Source organism: Microcoleus sp. D2_18a_D3, assembly GCF_036702455.1.
Lineage (GTDB): Bacteria > Cyanobacteriota > Cyanobacteriia > Cyanobacteriales > Microcoleaceae > Microcoleus.
Genome location: NZ_JAUBTK010000007.1, coordinates 28,463 through 45,379, shown reverse-complemented (window position 1 = coordinate 45,379; position 16,917 = coordinate 28,463). Strand labels below are relative to the sequence as shown.

The 16,917-nt window shown below is 44.4% G+C and carries 16 protein-coding genes; 7 read left to right on the top strand and 9 right to left on the bottom strand.

Annotated elements, in window-relative coordinates; genetic code table 11:
* The first annotated feature begins 86 nt into the window (after positions 1-86).
* The 3 genes from QUB06_RS05350 to QUB06_RS05340 all read left to right on the top strand — a co-directional run bounded on the left by QUB06_RS05350 (position 87) and on the right by QUB06_RS05340 (position 4,042).
* Complete coding sequence (locus QUB06_RS05350) at positions 87-1,976, top strand: hypothetical protein (protein ID WP_333434426.1); 1,890 nt, start codon at positions 87-89, stop codon at positions 1,974-1,976.
* 169 nt (positions 1,977-2,145) lie between these two features.
* Positions 2,146-3,282, top strand: a complete 1,137-nt coding sequence (locus QUB06_RS05345; protein ID WP_333434425.1) for an AAA family ATPase — start codon at positions 2,146-2,148, stop codon at positions 3,280-3,282.
* The gene (locus QUB06_RS05340; protein ID WP_333434424.1) at positions 3,275-4,042 is read left to right on the top strand and encodes a hypothetical protein; all 768 of its coding nucleotides are present in this window, start codon (positions 3,275-3,277) and stop codon (positions 4,040-4,042) included. Before QUB06_RS05345 ends, QUB06_RS05340 begins: the two co-directional genes overlap by 8 nt.
* 162 nt (positions 4,043-4,204) lie before the next feature.
* Here QUB06_RS05340 and QUB06_RS05335 read toward each other — a convergent pair whose 3' ends face one another.
* Positions 4,205-4,984 carry an ABC transporter permease gene (locus QUB06_RS05335; protein ID WP_333434423.1) on the bottom strand — a complete coding sequence of 260 codons (780 nt, stop codon included), beginning with the start codon at positions 4,982-4,984 and terminating at the stop codon, positions 4,205-4,207.
* Between the two features lie 127 nt (positions 4,985-5,111).
* Between QUB06_RS05335 and QUB06_RS05330 the strand changes: the two genes are divergently transcribed.
* Both QUB06_RS05330 and QUB06_RS05325 read left to right on the top strand, forming a co-directional pair.
* Entirely contained in the window at positions 5,112-6,269 is a 1,158-nt protein-coding gene (locus tag QUB06_RS05330; RefSeq protein ID WP_333434422.1) for a DegT/DnrJ/EryC1/StrS family aminotransferase, read from the top strand.
* 504 nt (positions 6,270-6,773) lie between these two features.
* Positions 6,774-8,450 (top strand): AarF/ABC1/UbiB kinase family protein, encoded by a 1,677-nt coding sequence (locus QUB06_RS05325; protein WP_333434421.1) that lies wholly within the window; start codon positions 6,774-6,776, stop codon positions 8,448-8,450.
* Here QUB06_RS05325 and QUB06_RS05320 read toward each other — a convergent pair whose 3' ends face one another.
* Positions 8,451-8,648, bottom strand: a complete 198-nt coding sequence (locus QUB06_RS05320; protein WP_333434420.1) for a hypothetical protein — start codon at positions 8,646-8,648, stop codon at positions 8,451-8,453.
* A 36-nt stretch (positions 8,649-8,684) separates the two neighbouring features.
* On the opposite strand from QUB06_RS05320, the gene QUB06_RS05315 reads away from it, so the two are divergent.
* On the top strand, positions 8,685-9,059 hold the full coding sequence (locus QUB06_RS05315) for a hypothetical protein (RefSeq protein ID WP_333047934.1): 375 nt from the start codon (positions 8,685-8,687) through the stop codon (positions 9,057-9,059).
* A gap of 213 nt (positions 9,060-9,272) precedes the next feature.
* Positions 9,273-10,223 (top strand): NAD-dependent epimerase/dehydratase family protein, encoded by a 951-nt coding sequence (locus tag QUB06_RS05310; protein ID WP_333434419.1) that lies wholly within the window; start codon positions 9,273-9,275, stop codon positions 10,221-10,223.
* Between the two features lie 3 nt (positions 10,224-10,226).
* Here QUB06_RS05310 and QUB06_RS05305 read toward each other — a convergent pair whose 3' ends face one another.
* The 7 genes from QUB06_RS05305 to QUB06_RS05275 all read right to left on the bottom strand — a co-directional run bounded on the left by QUB06_RS05305 (position 10,227) and on the right by QUB06_RS05275 (position 16,907).
* The gene (locus QUB06_RS05305; protein WP_333434418.1) at positions 10,227-11,249 is read right to left on the bottom strand and encodes an Npun_R2821/Npun_R2822 family protein; all 1,023 of its coding nucleotides are present in this window, start codon (positions 11,247-11,249) and stop codon (positions 10,227-10,229) included.
* Positions 11,250-11,276: 27 nt separating this feature from the next.
* Entirely contained in the window at positions 11,277-11,534 is a 258-nt protein-coding gene (locus QUB06_RS05300) for a hypothetical protein (RefSeq protein ID WP_333434417.1), read from the bottom strand.
* 12 nt (positions 11,535-11,546) lie between these two features.
* Entirely contained in the window at positions 11,547-12,419 is an 873-nt protein-coding gene (locus tag QUB06_RS05295) for an Npun_R2821/Npun_R2822 family protein (RefSeq protein ID WP_333434416.1), read from the bottom strand.
* Positions 12,416-13,390, bottom strand: coding sequence for an Npun_R2821/Npun_R2822 family protein (locus tag QUB06_RS05290; protein ID WP_333434415.1), 975 nt, complete (start codon positions 13,388-13,390; stop codon positions 12,416-12,418). The genes QUB06_RS05295 and QUB06_RS05290 overlap by 4 nt, the downstream gene beginning before the upstream one ends.
* A gap of 97 nt (positions 13,391-13,487) precedes the next feature.
* Positions 13,488-14,627 (bottom strand): formylglycine-generating enzyme family protein, encoded by a 1,140-nt coding sequence (locus tag QUB06_RS05285; protein WP_333434414.1) that lies wholly within the window; start codon positions 14,625-14,627, stop codon positions 13,488-13,490.
* An 11-nt stretch (positions 14,628-14,638) separates the two neighbouring features.
* Entirely contained in the window at positions 14,639-15,589 is a 951-nt protein-coding gene (locus tag QUB06_RS05280) for a glycosyltransferase family 10 domain-containing protein (protein WP_333434413.1), read from the bottom strand.
* Positions 15,590-15,707: 118 nt separating this feature from the next.
* Positions 15,708-16,907, bottom strand: coding sequence for a glycosyltransferase (locus tag QUB06_RS05275; RefSeq protein ID WP_333434412.1), 1,200 nt, complete (start codon positions 16,905-16,907; stop codon positions 15,708-15,710).
* Between the last annotated feature and the right edge of the window lie 10 nt (positions 16,908-16,917).

Here is a 16,917-nt window from a genome sequence, read left to right as displayed (position 1 = left end):
ATCAAAAATCCCGACTGTTCTGCAATCTAAAATCTAAAATTCAAAATCTAAAATCGAAAGTGGTGAGATTAGACAGAGGAGAAAATATGACAGCAGCAACGCGACAAAGCAACGCCCAAATTCTAGAAGTAAAATTGCAGCAACACTTGCAAGCAGCCGGATTTAAAAACTTACCGCTTTATATTAGTTGTGATTTTCGAGATGAATCTTTAACGGTTGTGGGAGAACACCCGCGCAGTTTAGTTCTCAAAGCCAAACCGACTTTTGCGGTGTTAGAAGCAGCAATTCTCGAAATAGAACCCGAATCTATTCAACAGATTGGACTTTGCCTAAAAATTACCGGGCAAAAACAGCCTTATGCTTTCCATTCTTTTACCATGCACCACCCGGTTTTGTCAAGACCAAAAGCAGTGCTGTTGTTCAAAAAAACCGAGAATCCCCCCGCCGAAGAAACCGGGATAGTCTTAACAGAAAATGCGACCCAGACGGCGGATGTTGAGGAGGAGATACCGTTAGAAACCGATGAGAAAGATGCGTGGGATGAAGAATATTTCCCCAATTTGTCTGAGAGTTCCAGCAATTCCGAGCCGATCGCCTTTAAGGTAGCTGCAATCCCGGCAGATATTGCAGACAATCCCTTCAATCCGCTGGATATGGAAGCGGTAACAGTTGCCCAAAAACCCAAGCATTCACCGTTGGCGATGCTGGCTGCAGCAGGAATGGTCAGCATGGCGGCGCTAGTTTTGGCAGGCGGTTATTATATGCTGAGTCGGCCCTGCGTCATCGGAGGATGTAGTGCTTTAGCTAATGCCAAACAGTTGAGCGAGAATTCGACGAAGACGCTGAAAACGTCAAAAGTTGCCAACAGCCCCCAAGAAGCGCAGCGACAGTTAAAACAGGCGATCGCCCTTTTGGAACCGATTCCCTCATGGTCAATTCATCGCGGTGAAGCTCAAAGCGCTCTGGAAATCTACCGTTCGCAAAATCAGAATTTAAACTCTGCGATCGATGCAGCGCGCCTCGCACAGTCAGCAGCCCAGAAAACCCAAAATCCGCCTTATTCTGCCGAGGACGGGCAAAAAGCGCAAGCTCTGTGGCAAAGTGCGATCGCCGAACTCGGAGAAATCCCCCCAGACAGCCCTGTTTATCCATTTGCTCAGAAAAAGTCAAAAGAATACCGGAAAAATTTAGCAACTGGAAATCGGCAGTTAAGCACAGAGAAACAAGCCGAAAAAACGCTGCTCGCCGCCAAAAGTACAGCCCAAATAGCAGAAGCTCGCGAAGCAGTAGCTCATACAGCCGAGACTTGGGCTCAAGTGCAATCAGGTTGGGAAGAAGCCCTAGACATCCTATCAGCAATTCCCACTAGCACGACATCTTACCAACAAGCTAAACTGCTAGTTCCCAAATACGAAACCAAACTTTCAGAAGCTCGCGAGCGCAAAAATGTCGAAGGAATTTCGGAAAATGCGTATACTCAAGCTGTGACTTTAGCAGCGGAAGCTCAAATTTTTGAAGGCAAAAACGCCTGGTTTAAAGCATCTGAATACTGGCGGAGAGCTTTGAGTTACGCGGAGCAAGTGCCGACGGCAACTTCCTATTCCCAGAAAGCCCAACCGCTGATCGCTTCCTACAAAACTTCCTTGCAGCAAGCAGAAGTAAGGTTGCAGGAAGAAAGAAACCTGCAAAAAGCCCGCACCGATTTAGATAGAACTTGTAAAGGCAACCCCAAGATTTGCGACTATACTGTTAGCAAAGATTTGATTGCGGTGCAGATGACTCCAGGTTACGTGCAGAAACTGCAACAAACTTTCATCCAAGCGAACAACAACAATGCTACTAAGACTCGTCAAGCTGTAGAAAAGCACGTTCAAACATTGCAAAAAGCTTTGGAGGCGATCGCCGAAAACGCCAAAATCCCGATGCAGGTGTACGATGGCGAAGGCCAGCGGATAGGGAGTCACGAACCGAAGTAAGCTTTTACGGCATTTAATTTTAGTTTTTGGGGCGGGCTAGGAGCAACGCCCCACTCATTGTTTCAAGAAACAGGATAGTTAAAATTAGATCCGCGCCAACAACTTAGAACATCCGAACACACACTACAATTTCGGCAATCAAACTGTATAAAATAATATTAGCAATCAAATGCTAGAAAAGCTCAAACTTCATAACTTCAAAAGTCATCAAAATACAGAACTTAATTTTGATAATTCACGCCTACACGCACTCGTAGGACAAAACAGTTCTGGTAAAACATCTGTTTTGCAAGCATTGCATTATCTCAGTCGGCTTGCTAATTCATCATTTGACAATATTTTTCAGCATGAAAGAGCGCCTCAATTTATTACAACAATTGGGCAAGATAATATGTCTGTTACTGCAACTGGTTTTTGGAAAAACCCCGAGCGAAATAATTGGGAAGCTTCCTATAACTGGATACAAAAAGTTAATCATTCTTGGTATCCTACAGCATCATGGAAGGCCGATAAAAACCAGGAAGATAGGAAAGTAATGTCTAAAACTTCCTTCATCACTACGGAAGAGCCAATTCAGCAATTTTTGAGAAACGCAGTTCATCTTAAGCTCGTAGCCAGTAATCTTGCTAAAGCAGCTTACAGTGATGCAATTACACCGCGAGTTGAGTTCGATGGTTCAGGCTTAGCACCTACCTTAGACTATCTTCGTGACGAAGCTCCAGATAAATTTCAATCTTTAGAGAAAATGTTGAAACGGATTGTACCAGGTGTACGCGAGGTAGGGGTGAGGCGAGCTAAAGTTATGGTCAATCGCCAACGCTTAATCGAAGTCGATGGCAAATCTATCTCCTACGAAGAAAGTCAGGAAATTGTAGGGAAAGAAGTTGTCCTAGATATGAATACTGGTAAGCGTATTCCAGCCCATGCTATTAGCGAAGGAACAATGCTCGCTCTCGGATTATTGACTGTTTTGATGAATCCCAATCAACCTAATTTAGTGTTACTAGATGATGTCGAACAGGGACTCCACCCAAAAGCGCAACGAGAATTAATCGCTGTTTTTAAGGAAATTATTCAAGAAAACAGCAACCTGCAAATTATTTTTTCGACACATTCTCCTTACATTGTCGATGAACTTATTCCTTCTCAAGTTCATGTATTAAGTAACAACAATTCAGGTGTGACTCGTTGCAAACGCTTGGATGAACATCCTGATGTAGAATGGGCAAAACAAACTTTAACCACCGGAGAATTCTGGGATGCGGAGGGAGAAGATTGGGTGGTTGCAGGAGAAATAAATGATTGAGTTTGTGGTGATTGTGGAAAGTAGCGCAGATGCAAGAACCGCTACTAAATTAGCCGATCGCGTTTTAGTAGAAAAAATTGATTGGTTAGAACCTGAGATGCTGCAACATCTATTTCACTGGAGTGGTTTAGAAGCTGGCACAGACAATTCTTGCTGGAAAAATATCGATGATATAACTAAACGTTTTTCCGATCAATTTAAATTCCCCACCATCAGATCAAATGGAAGGTTTAAAACGGATGGTCAATCAGCTAATAAAATTATGAAGTTAATCAGCTTTATACAACACAAACAAAAGAGAGATATTAAAGCCGTTATTTTTATGCGTGATTTAGACAATCAACCTCAGCGAAGAGAACATATCGAGCAAGCACGTTTAGAACAGATCGATCAACAACCTAAATTAGCAATTATTATTGGTACACCCGACAGAATGCGGGAAGCCTGGGTTTTGAATGGGTTTATTCCATCTAATCAACAGGAAAAACAAATTCTTCAAGAGATAACGACCGAATTGACGTTTAATCCTTGTGAGGAGTCACACAGACTACGCTCTAACTCATTGACAGAACCCGATCGCATTAGAAATCCTAAAGTTGTTGTCGAAAAGCTAACAGGTGGCAGAATGGAGCGCGAACAACAGTGCTGGGAAGAGACGCCTCTGGAATATCTGCGAGAAAAAGGTGTTCATACAGGCTTAACAGCCTATATTGATGAAATCGAGGAACGATTAATTCCAATCATTGGATCTGCTGAGTAAGATCAGCCCGATATTCCCTAAACCTCTCCCGACCGGATCTTGTGGTCGATAAAGTCACGGGCGCGGCGGGTTTATGATATTTATCATTTGTATGGGAGACATTGGTGAACCCGCCACTACGGTAATCATAATCAATTTACATCTACAATTACCAATTAACAATTACCATTTTATCAATTGTGCATCTTGATTGAAAAACTTCCGGGACAATCCCTCAGTCAACAGCCAAGTTGCAATTACAGTTGCCAGCGCTAACACAAACATAATCAAAATTTGGTAAGATGCTGCATCGAGAGGACTGACACCGCTCAGCATTTGACCTGTCATCATCCCGGGTAAACTTACGATTCCTACCACCGTCATTGTATTTAAGAGCGGGATTAATCCAGCTTTGATGGCATCTTTGCGGTACTGTTTTACTGCTTGCTGCGGCGTCGAACCTAAACTTAAATGCGTTTCTATTTCTAACTGGCTGCTATTAACTGTACTGAGAAGTCTTTCGCCCGCGATCGCCCCGGAGTTCATGGCATTGCCCAAAATCATACCCGCTAAGGGAATCAGGTATTGCGGTTCGTACCAAGGGTCAGGTTGTAAAATTAGCAAGTTTGTATAGGCGAGAGTCAAGGCCGTACTGATAAAAATTGAACCCCAAACTAAGGGCAGTAAGTTCTTGATTTTTTTGCTGATGCGGTTGCTGGCAACCATGCTAGCTGTTGTCAGCATGATTGCTAAAACTGCTAAAACCAGCCAAGGATTTTTTCCCTCCGGATCAAATACGACTGCGAGCACGTACCCGACTAAGATTAGCTGGATCAGGGTGCGCCCTGCCGCGATCGCGATCGCCCCCTCCAATCCCAATCCCTGCCACGCCGAAAGCCCGATCGCGATCGCCACCATCCCCAAAGCCCAACCCAAATCTGTAAAATCTAGCAGAATTAACACCGGCCCACCCTTTCGATAATGTGATTGTTTGACTGTCCAAATATAAGATATTGCAATAAAGGTTTCTGAGAAACAGTTTTGCTGCAAGAATTTGCTTTGATAATGCTTGAAATTTATGGTGTGAAGAGTGAATAATGTTCCCCCCCTCGACTTAACCCGCCAATACGCCCAGATTGGCGACGAGATAACCGCTGCGGTGCAAAAAGTGCTTGCCTCTGGCGGCTACGTAGGCGGCCCGGCCGTGAAGAGTTTTGAACGAGAGTTCGCCGACTACACTGGAGTTTCCGAGTGCGTTGGCTGTAACTCTGGCACGGATGCGCTGATTTTGGCCTTGCGAGCTCTCAAAATTGGCCCTGGCGATGAAGTGATTACCACTCCTTTTACCTTTTTTGCTTCGGCTGAGACAATTAGCGCCGTCGGCGCAACTCCAGTATTTGTCGATATTGACAGCGATACTTTTAATCTGGATGTCGAGCTCCTCGAAGCGGCAATTACCGACAAAACCAAGGCAATTATGCCAGTGCACATCTTCGGTCAACCGGTAGACATGACTCGGTTGATGGAAATTGCGACTCGACACAATTTAGCCGTAATTGAAGATTGCGCCCAATCTGTCGGGGCCGAGTGGCAGTCTCGAAAAGTCGGCAGCATCGGCCATGTCGGCTGCTTCAGTTTTTATCCGACCAAAAATTTAGGCGCTTGCGGTGACGGTGGCGCGGTGACGACAAACGATCCTGCCCTCGCAGCTTCGATGCGAGTGCTCAAAGAACACGGACAGTCTTCTAGGTATTTCTACGAAGAAATCGGGTACAACAGCCGTTTAGATGCCCTGCAAGCGGTGATTCTCAGCATTAAATTGCGGTATCTCGACAGTTGGAACGCCCAACGGCGGGAGAAAGCGGCACTTTACAGCGAATTTCTCTCCCGCGTGCCCGGAGTTGCCGTCCCCAAAGAATTGCCGGAAGCAAAAGGAGTTTGGAATCAATACACGATCCGGCTGACAAGTCCAGAAGAGGCGCAAAATTCCTCTGGCAATTTCCGGGACTTGGTGCGGGCTCAGTTGCAGGAAGCTGGCATCGGTTCGATGGTTTACTATCCGTTACCTTTGCACCTGCAACCTGTTTACAAATCTTTGGGCTATTCTGCCGGTCAATTGCCACAGGCTGAGCAAGTTTGTCGCGAAGTCTTGTCTTTGCCGATGTTCCCGGAACTGTCGAGGGATCAACAAGAGCGGACGATTTATGGTCTGAAAGATTGCTTGGCAAAGGCCGATCGCATCCGGTAGCTTGGGCGCGATGGCATCAGCGAGGGAAATGCAGGAGGAGAAAAGAATTGCAGGGTTGCATTGCTGCGAGAATGTGCAGCGGTCAGGGAGAGCTGTTAAGTATTTTGACTGATCACTTGTACTTTTATGTACTATATTTAATGAAAAGAAACAAATTTAGGCTAGCAATCCGCCTCGAACGGGTGCATTTTCCGCTCGCCTAAAACTTGAAATGCGATCGGTCAATGATGAAGAAGGAAGTTCGGCAACGGATTCTGTAACGGATGTAACGGATGTAACGGATTTCAGGAAGAAGGAAGAAGGAAGAAGGAAGAAGGAAGAATAAAGAATAAAGAATGTTGGAACTTTCGACTTCTAATCCCCGATGCCCGATGCCCGATGCCCAATGCCCGATGCCCGATGCCCGATGCCCGATGCCCGATGCCCGATGCCCGATGCCCGATGGCCGATGCCCAATTCTCAATTTAACCTGTAATTTTCAGAAGATAAGAGGAAAATAAACGAGTGCCTCAGTATCAATTCACTCAGGCTAGACGCTACGATCCACAAGCGATCGCTCAGTATTACCGCAACCGTCCTTGGAAAGCAATTTGGCGCGCAATAACCGTTATTTGGTCTTTGGCAGGCTTTGTGCTAGGGATGCTGTGGGACAGTTGGCAGCACGAAGTCGCAGCACACCAGCCGGAACGGGCCGCCCACCTGCGACAAATACTCACTCGCTTGGGCCCCACTTTCATTAAAGTCGGTCAAGCCCTTTCTACCAGACCGGATTTGATCCGCAAAGACTTTCTTGAAGAATTGATCAAACTTCAGGATCAATTGCCGCCGTTTGACTCGGTGCGCGCTTTCGAGATTATTGAAGCGCAACTCGATCGCAAAATTAGCGAAACCTACAGCGAAATCTCCCCCGAACCTGTCGCCGCGGCAAGTCTTGGTCAAGTCTACCGAGCTCGCCTCCTCACCGGGGAAGCAGTAGCAGTCAAGGTTCAGCGACCGAATTTGCTGCCAGTCTTGAGCCTTGACCTTTATTTAATGCGCTGGGCCGCTGGATGGTTGGGCCCCTTGTTGCCGCTGAATCTCGGTCACGACCTTTGTTTGATCGTCGATGAATTCGGTATCAAATTGTTCGAGGAAATTGATTATATCAATGAAGGCCGCAACGCCGAGAAATTTGCTACAAATTTTGCCGACGACCCGACAGTAAAAGTTCCGAGCATTTACTGGCGTTATACTTCAAACTGCGTTCTGACTCTCGAATGGATTGACGGCATCAAGCTGACAGATATGGAAAGTGTTAAAGCCGCAGGTTTGGATACCGATAGTTTAATTGAAGTCGGAGTCCGCAGCGGTTTGCGGCAGTTGCTGGAACACGGATTTTTTCATGCTGACCCTCATCCGGGAAATCTGTTTGCCTTAGCGGACGGCCGCATGGCTTACATTGATTTTGGGATGATGGATCAGATGGAAGAAACAACTAAAGAAACTTTGGTTGATTCTGTCGTTCATTTGATCAACAAAGATTACTTACAATTAGCCAAGGATTTTGTCAAACTTGGCTTTTTGACACCAGATACAGATATTATGCCGATCGTTCCGGCGTTGGAATCTGTACTGGGTGATATCGTCGGCGAAAAGGTGTCAGATTTTAACTTCAAGACGATTACAGACCAGTTTTCGGAGTTGATGTACGATTATCCTTTCCGGGTGCCGGCGAAATTTGCCTTAATTATTCGCTCTCTGGTGACAGAAGAAGGTTTGGCCCTGACGCTGAATCCGAATTTCAAGATAGTCGAGGTGGCGTATCCTTATGTAGCGCGGCGTTTGTTGAACGGAGAATCTCCGGCACTGCGGCGGCGACTGATTGAGGTATTATTCAAAGATGGCAAATTCCAGTGGAACAGGTTAGAGGACATGATCGCGATCGCCCGATCGGATCGCAGTTTCGACTTGCTCCCCACAGCACAACTAGGCTTGCAATTTTTGCTGTCCGAGGAAGGCTCGTTTTTGAGACGCCAGCTAATGTTAGCTTTGATTGAGGACGATCGAATCCACACCGAAGAAGTTCGCAGCCTGTGGAACTTAGTCAAGGAAGATTTGCAGCCCAGTCGCCTGTTCAACGTTGCTCTAGGCGCTTTGACGGAGTTTTCCACAGCAGGAGCAGCCGCGCTAACTCGATTTTAATTAGAAGGAAGAAGGAAGTTCGGCAACGGATTCTGTAACGGATGTAACGGATGTAACGGATGTCAGGAAGAAGGAAGAGGGAAGAAGGAAGAAGGAAGAAGGAAGAAAAATAATTCTACTCTTGCCCATTCCCATTCCCAATTCCCCATTCCCCATTCCTAATTCCCAATTCCCAATTCCCCATTCCCAATTCCCCATTCCCAACTTCCAATTACCCAAATTAAGGAATTATTCGTGTATTATTTTCCAGAACCTCCCTATTTTTTAATGTCGGCTGGATTACTAGCAGGTATGGCTTCCGGCGTAGCATTTGAAGCAACTCTCAAACAATCGGTACAACAATGGTCTAAAAATCGTTCTACTCGCACCTTGGCTAATCTGCCAAGGCTGCAATTGGTCATACCTTTTCTGGGAATGGCGGGCGGTATTTGTGTATTTTTAGCTTCTGGGATGGAGATTTTTGGCTTCCCAAAACTACTTTGTTATGCCCTAGCTTTGCCACTGACGGTACTCACTGGCTGGCTAGTTTGGACTCAGCTAGGTAAGCTTTTGATCGAGTTAGAACGCGGAGGTTCCCAAGCGCTGGATTTAGATTCTTTTGAACAATGAAAGTTAACTATCAACCTCTTTTGTGAGAAGCAAGGGGGTTGATAGTTATCTAAGATTATCCTATTTGATGCTTTTTGAACCGCAGAGAACGCAGAGAACGCAGAGGAATAGAAAGAAGAAGATGACAACTTAGGCAATAATTAGTGTAAAACTTTTAAAATCTAAAATCTAAAATCTAAAATCTAAAATCTAAAATCTAAAATCTAAAATCTAATGAGTATTGTTATTGTTACGGGTGCGGCGGGATTTATTGGCTCTAACTTAGTAGAAACTCTTTTAAATCGAGGGGACACTGTGATCGGTGTTGATGAGTTCAACGATTATTACGATCCGGATCTCAAGCGCAAGAATATTGCACGATTTGAAAAGTATCCGGGTTTTGAATTGGTGGAAGGGGATATTTTGTCTCTAAATTGGCGAGGTCTTTTATCTGATGCTAAGGTAATATTTCATCAGGCGGCGCAAGCAGGAGTTCGTGCTAGCTGGGGCGATGGTTTTCGCAGCTATACCGATCGCAATATTAACAGCACTCAAGTATTATTAGAAGCGGCTAAAGATGCGCCAAGATTGCAAAAGTTTGTCTATGCTTCTTCTTCTTCAATTTACGGCAATGCTGAATCTTTTCCCACGAATGAAAACGCTTGTCCGCAGCCGGTTTCTCCCTACGGAATTACGAAATTAGCCGGTGAACGTTTGTGTGGGCTTTATTACAAAAATTTTGGTCTTCCGACTACTTCGCTGCGCTATTTTACTGTTTACGGGCCGAGACAGCGCCCCGATATGGCTTTTCACAAGTTTTTTAAGTCGATTTTGTTTGACGAGGCGATTTCAATTTTCGGCGACGGATTGCAAACGCGGGATTTTACTTTTATCAGCGATTGCGTTGCTGCAAATTTAGCGGCGGCTGAGGTTGCGGAAGCTGCGGGGGAAGTTTTTAATATTGGTGGGGGAAGTCGGGTGGTTTTGAAAGAAGTTATTGATACAATAGAGAGAATTGTCGATCGACCTATTCGGATAGATTTTACTGAAGCTGCTAGGGGAGACGCGCGGCACACTAGCGCGGATGTGTCCAAAGCCCAGAAAATCTTAGGTTATCAGCCGCAGGTTGCTTTAGAAGAAGGTTTAAGGCGCGAATGGGAGTGGATTCAGTCTTTGTACAGTTAGATGCTATCTATCCCAGAAATTCCGCAACTTAAATTGAACATTATTAACTTTTTGAATTCCCCAACTTTTGAGATTTCTCTGCAAGCGAACTAGCAAATTTGGAGGCGTGAGTTTTGGTTGTGTTTGCGGCGAATTCAAATAGCGGTAGTGCAGAAATACATCTCGGTACGGAATCTCAATATCTTCGCCAGCACACAATCGAGTAAACTTTGCAGCCGAAATACTCATGTAGTGCAAGTAAGTCAGCCGCCGCCCTTTATCGTATAGAACATAATCTATCACATCAAATTGAGAAGACCAATGATTGCCCGTTACCTCTGCAGGTTGACGATAAGCAAAGTTATAAAAAGAGATGTCGCTACAGGCGACTAAATAGTTAAATAAAGGTTGGTCAGTTCCGCGCAAAGACAAAATTTCTGCTTCGCCTGAAGTTAATTTATCTAAAAGTTGGCTTGAGTTATGCCGATTTAAAATGCCTTTTTTTGAAGCAAACCAACCCGCACAAAAAATATGAGATTGCAGTTGGTTAATGTTTAAAATATTGGGCAGTCTTTCCGAGGATAAGTCAAATACATAATTCATGTCTGATTTGTATTGAAAATCGTTGGCTACCCAATCATATTCATCAAGTTTTTGATAGATGTAATCCAGAGAACCCATTAACAGAGTGTCGCAGTCAAAATAGACAAATTTGTCAAAAGGGCCGTCAAAACAGCAAAATTTTCGGTGCATTTCCAAACAGTGAACTTGCCGCCAACCTTTAGCCTGCCAAACTTTTTGAGCCTTGCAGTGAGATGTCCAAGCTTGAGTCGCAAAGTCTTCCCAGAAATCGATGGAATCGGTATTTTCAAAGAGGGTGACATTGCGTAGGGTGGAAATGTGCGATCGCACTTTTTTCAAGTTATCATCGTAGGGAATGATGCAAACAGGAATATTTTTTGCCCCATTGACTTCGAGGCTGTTCAATAAAGCGACTAAGTGGTCAAAAACAACATCGTTTGCTAGAATATAAATGCCATCAGTCATCGGATTTTAGATTTTAGATTTTAGATTTTAGATTGAAGAATTGTACTCATTCAAAACTTGTCTGGTGTCAAAAACACCCCCAAATTTATGAATTGTGGAACAGGCATCTTGCCTGTTCTTCAAAGCTTGTCTGGTGTCAAAAACACCCCCAAATTTATGAATTGTGGAACAGGCATCTTGCCTGTTCTTCAAAGCTTGTCTGGTGTCAAAAACACCCCCAAATTTATGAATTGTGGAACAGGCATCTTGCCTGTTCTTGAAAGCTGGTTGATAATAAGACAACATATGATTTTATCCTCACCTAGTGAAAGCACGAAATATTTTTTGCACGAAATTTGGTGGTTCCTCATTGAGATAACGATAATGTTTCCAAAGATTCCAATAAGGACTACCCGATTTAATTGTTATTCCCGCCCAGTGAATATATTTTAACCTTTTGCCTTGGTCATAAAGAACATAATCTATTTCTTGAAAATGCTTGGAACCAGCCCAGCTTCCCGGTTCGCTTGCTGAATCTTTAACAAGGTTGCAGCGCTTGGGAATCAGCTTAAGAATCATATAATTTAGTAGAGGTTGGTCTGTAACATTTTGAGTAAAGTCAAAATATTCTCGATGCTGCGAACATTCTCGCAAAATTCCATACATTTGCGCTTCTGTAATAGTTCCTTTTCTAGAAGCCCAAAAACCGCTGTTGAATACATCTTGAAGCTGTGAGTCGGTAAAGATATTCTGTTCTTTTACAGCGGGTGAAAATACATTTCGCAGTTTTTCGCTGAGGTGGTGGTAGTCGCAGCAAAAAAAGTCTACTTCTGATAGTTTGTTTAAGTTGTCTGCGATGTCTTCAAAGACGATGATATCGGTATCGATGTACAGAAATTCGTCAAGGGGGCCAAACCAGGCGGCGAGTTTTCGCATTTTGTTGGGGAGGGCTAAAAAGTTGCGATCGAACATTTGGCCAATTTCTCTGGTAAACTGTTCCACCAACTCCAGATTTGGGAACAATTGCACCCCGTGGAGACTGCTGAGTGCGGCTGCGACTTGCTGATAATTGTCGTCGAAGGGAATCATAAAAATTGGTACTTGACAATTGTACAGACGTATGCTGTTTAAAAGGGCGATCGCGCTTTCGAGCACTTTATCATTCGCAACAATATAAATACCGCGACTCATACATTTATCCTCAACCTTCTCAATACCCTTTTTAACAAATTCGGCGCAGAAACCTCAGTATAAGACTTTGGCGCTTGGGCAAAAATCGGACGCTTGGACGGTTCGCGGAGATAGCGGTAATGCAGGAACAAATCGCGATAGGGAAACTCAATATTTTCGCCCGCACAAACTCTCCGAATTAAATCCGGCGGCACACCAATATAATGAATGTAAGTAAGTCGGTTTCCCTTGTCGTACAAAATCTGATCTTGCTCTTCAAAATGTTTGGAAGTGACGCTGCACCCAGTTTTTTCGCCATCCGGGAGGCTATAAGCAAAATTATAGCTATTCATCCCCGTTTTCATCACCATATAATTGATCAACGGCTGTTCTCCCGCACCTTCATAGAGAATTTCCACCTCGCCCGATTGCAGTTGAGCTAACAGCCATTCCCTAGTATTTATATCAAACAATCCTTGCTTGCTGGCGTAAAATCCAGAACAAAATATTTCCGAGTCGATCCGATTTTGCTCAAAAACTTCGAGGAGTTTTAGTGACTGAATATTGTAGACTTTAGTGGGGTCGCGAAATTGAAAATCATAAACCACAAAATCCGATTCCTCTAACTTCTGAAAAACCGCATCAAGGGAATTCATCACCAAAGTATCGGCATCCATGTAGATAAACTTGTCAAACGGGCCGTCGAAAGCGCAAAAGCGTCGGTGTGCGCCGTAAAGCCGGAATTTTTTGCGGTTCAAACGCTCGGGTGCGGCTGCTTCCATGAATTTGTCCCATCGCTGAATAGATGCGCTATCTTCATAAATAAAGACGTTGGGACGGTTAACAATTTCAGCTTGGATTTGCTGTATCTGGTCGTCGAAAGGATAAATACAGACCGGAGTATTTGAGCCTAAGATAACTTCAACACTGTTGAGCAAGGCAATTAGTTGGTCGTAAACTGTATCGTTGGCTAGAGTGCAAATTCCATTCATATCTATAGTCTCGCGAAGGCGGACTTTCTTTGTGTCGTTGCGGTTTCAACCGCCGAATCATTTAGTAAAATGGTAGAGAAGGGCGATCGGGGGAAAACTAGGAAATAGGAATATCCAAAGAACAGGCTACGCGAAAACCCCAGTATTTGCTCCCAAGACTTGACAAATACCAATAACGACTCATGCTACGGCAATAGAAAGCATCATCTTCCCAGGAACCGCCACGCAGAACTCGGTTATCATCTGTACCAGTTTCCCAAGAACTCCCGTCACAAGGCGCGTCGATGTAGCTACTGTGCCGCCTATCACTACACCATTCACAAACGTTCCCGTGCATATCGTAAAGTCCAAAAGCATTCGGAGGAAAACTCCCGACATTAGTTGTTCGAGGAAAACTCCCGCCATTAGTTTTTTTTCGACGGTTAACTCGCGATTTTGGAAAACGACAGAACTTATTGGGCGTGTAATTCGCTAGATTGAATGTAATAGTTTCCCCAAAATGAAATGGGGTTGTTGTGCCGGCTCGACAGGCGTATTCCCATTCTGCTTCACTCAGGAGGCGATACTTTTTCCCGGTTTTTTGCGATAGTTTGCCACAGAATTCGACGGCATCATTCCAGGATACTTGTTCTACAGGACGTTTTTCACTTCTGAAATGGGAGGGTCTGTTTCCCATCACTGCTTGCCACTGTGCTTGGGTGATGGGATATTTGCCTGCATAAAAAGCGGGTACTGTTACTTGATGCTGCGGACTTGCAAAATCATCTATAAGTTTCTCTGTTACGGGCGAACCCATTATAAATGTGCCACCTGAAATATAAACCATTTCCAGCATAACTCCGTTACCTAAGTCTTCTGGGAAGAAGCGAGCAGAGGACGTATTACGACTATTTTCTGTTCCTTCAGCATCAACGGTAATGACATCAAACTCAAAGATAGGCAAATAGTTTGGTAAATGCAACTTTTCCTTTAAATCTTCTCTATTTTGCAGGACCCAATATGCAGCCAACTTCACCTTCATTGATTCATCTTGCAGTGCCCCCATTATTAAATCTAAACCTGCATCTCCATATTTGAGCGCTTCAGACAGTGCAGCAATCTTCACCTCGACAATCGGTGAAGCCAAACGACTCTTAACGCCGGGAATCCCTCCTAAAACGGCTGCACCCAATGGCACTTGAGATTCACCGCCGAGCACGGCATCGTATTCTCTGGGTTGATTTTGGTTTTCTGTCATGGCGCTATTTCCTAAGATGCAAAGTTAGACAGCCAATTGAGCAAGTTTAATTCATGGAGAATGATTTGTCTGGCTTCGGCAATTTTATCCCTGGCTTCATGCCAATAATCCGCATTAGCCACAACCTCTTTAATAAATTCTACTCCTTTCTCATCCAAACTCGGCAGCCGCAGAAAACTCCCTGCCGGCAACAATTTATCTGCCGCCGAACCGCCGTAATAAATTGGCAAACACCAAGCTAACAAAGCATCCCAAAGCTTCTCGCTGACATACCAATCGTTTTCGGCATAATTTTCAATAGCTAAGTTGTAATAGTATGGCGCGACAGCGTGCCATTTATTGTTCATAGTGCCGTTCCCGCGCGCCCAAGTTGGCAAGTTTCGCCCGTAAAGGTCAAAATCCAATTCTTCTGATCGCAGCAATTTAATAAAGTCTAATCGGTGGCGGTGATTGGCGCTGCGGCTAACACCTGAAGTAATCCAAGAACAAGATTTAGTTTTCGGCGGCGCAGGCATTTCATCGAGTTCTCGAAACGAGTTAGAGTGATACCAAATCGCGGGCATATAATCGGGTTTTGGGGCGAAGTCGTCGGGCCCGGAAACGTAACCGCAATAAAGTTTGGCTTGTTCGTAGTTGGCTTTGGTAATCTCAATTACTTCTGGTAATGGCGGCTCGCGGATCAGGTAAATTATGCGTTCCTTGGGGACACCGCGCAATTTTTCTCGAACGTCATTTTCTTGGTTTTGATGCCTGTACCGACGTATTTTCTCGACCCACGATTGCTTTTTGGGCTGTTGGGGAAAGTCGAATTGATACATGAGTAAAAAGTCTGGTTCTGGGTGGTTAGCGAGCATTTGAATGTTGCCCCATTTGCCGAAGTTTTGGGGGGTTTGTTGCCACAGCCAGTCGCTTTGGTTCATGCCTGGGTAGGTGGTGATTGTGCCGATGATTTTTTGGTTCATATCTAATAATAAATCGGGTTTTTGCGTGTGGGCGGGGCGGGTTTATGAGATTATTAATTTTAGGCGATGATTGTTGGTAAAACCCGCCCCTACGGATTTTAAAATTATCGGAGGAGGATTAATGAATGATTTGCGATCGCACTTGGTCATCCACATAACCCATAATTTTTTGTATCCTATTTTCCCAGGAAAATTGCTTGACCAAATTCAATGTTTCTGCATAGCCTTCGCTTTTCCTCGGATATTTGGTTAAACAATCTCGAATGCTTTGCGCGAACTGGTGCGGGTTATCCGGTTGGCACCAAGTTGCTGCTATATTTCCCGATTTAAATTCCTTTAAAGATGCAATCTCCGTCGCTACAATCGGAGTTCCCGATGCCATATAATCGAAGAATTTTAAAGGAGATGTGAACGTCGCAGCCTCTGTCAAACAGTGAGGGTGAGTCAAAACATCGGCTGCTTGCAGCAAGCTAGCCAGTTGATTTTGAGGGAGGTAGCCGAGAAATTTAATGTTGTTAACTTGCTTGGATTGGGCTAATTGCTGGTAGGCTGTTACTTGGGATGAATCACCGCCCGCGATCGCAAATTGAACCAGCGGCAGTTCCTTAGCCACATCCACCAACATATCAACACCTTTAAACGGGTAAAGTCCCCCTGCATAAACTGCTAAATGCTGTCTGTCATCTTCTAATAATTGCTGTCGCCAATTCTGGGCAGCTTCTGTTTGTCGGGCGTGAAACAAATGGTTAAAACCGTTGTGCAGCGTAATTACTTTTTCCGGCGGCATTCCATTCTTAATCATGCTTTCTCGGACAGTATCGGCAACAGTTACAGCAATTTGAAAGAGAGGATTGCGAACGATTTCTGATTCAAATTGCTTGTTTTCATGGTGGTGCTGTTCGTAGATAGCGAGAATACCGTTTTTAACTGCTGCTTTGACAAAGTTCCAGTCGCGGGTGTGGACAATTTTAGTTGATTTAAGTAGGTGAATCGGTAAATAGTATTTTGATACTATTGTACTGGAACTCGTCCACTTGCTGTCCCAAAGGTCGATCGGCCACGGCATCGGTAAATCTGCTACTTTTAATTTATCTTGAATATTGTAAATTTTGGCAAGTTTGTCATCGGGTTTCCTGGGTTGAAAAGGAAAAAGCAAATCAACTGGATTCAAAGCACTCCAGCCTTTGCGGAGGTATACCAAGACTGCTGGATAACCGAGATTTGCTGCGGCATTAGCAGAGTGTGCAACTTGAACTAAGCTGGCTACATTGGGTTGCGGCAAGATATTTCGGGTAAAAAATACATAATATTTGGACATGGTAATTGGT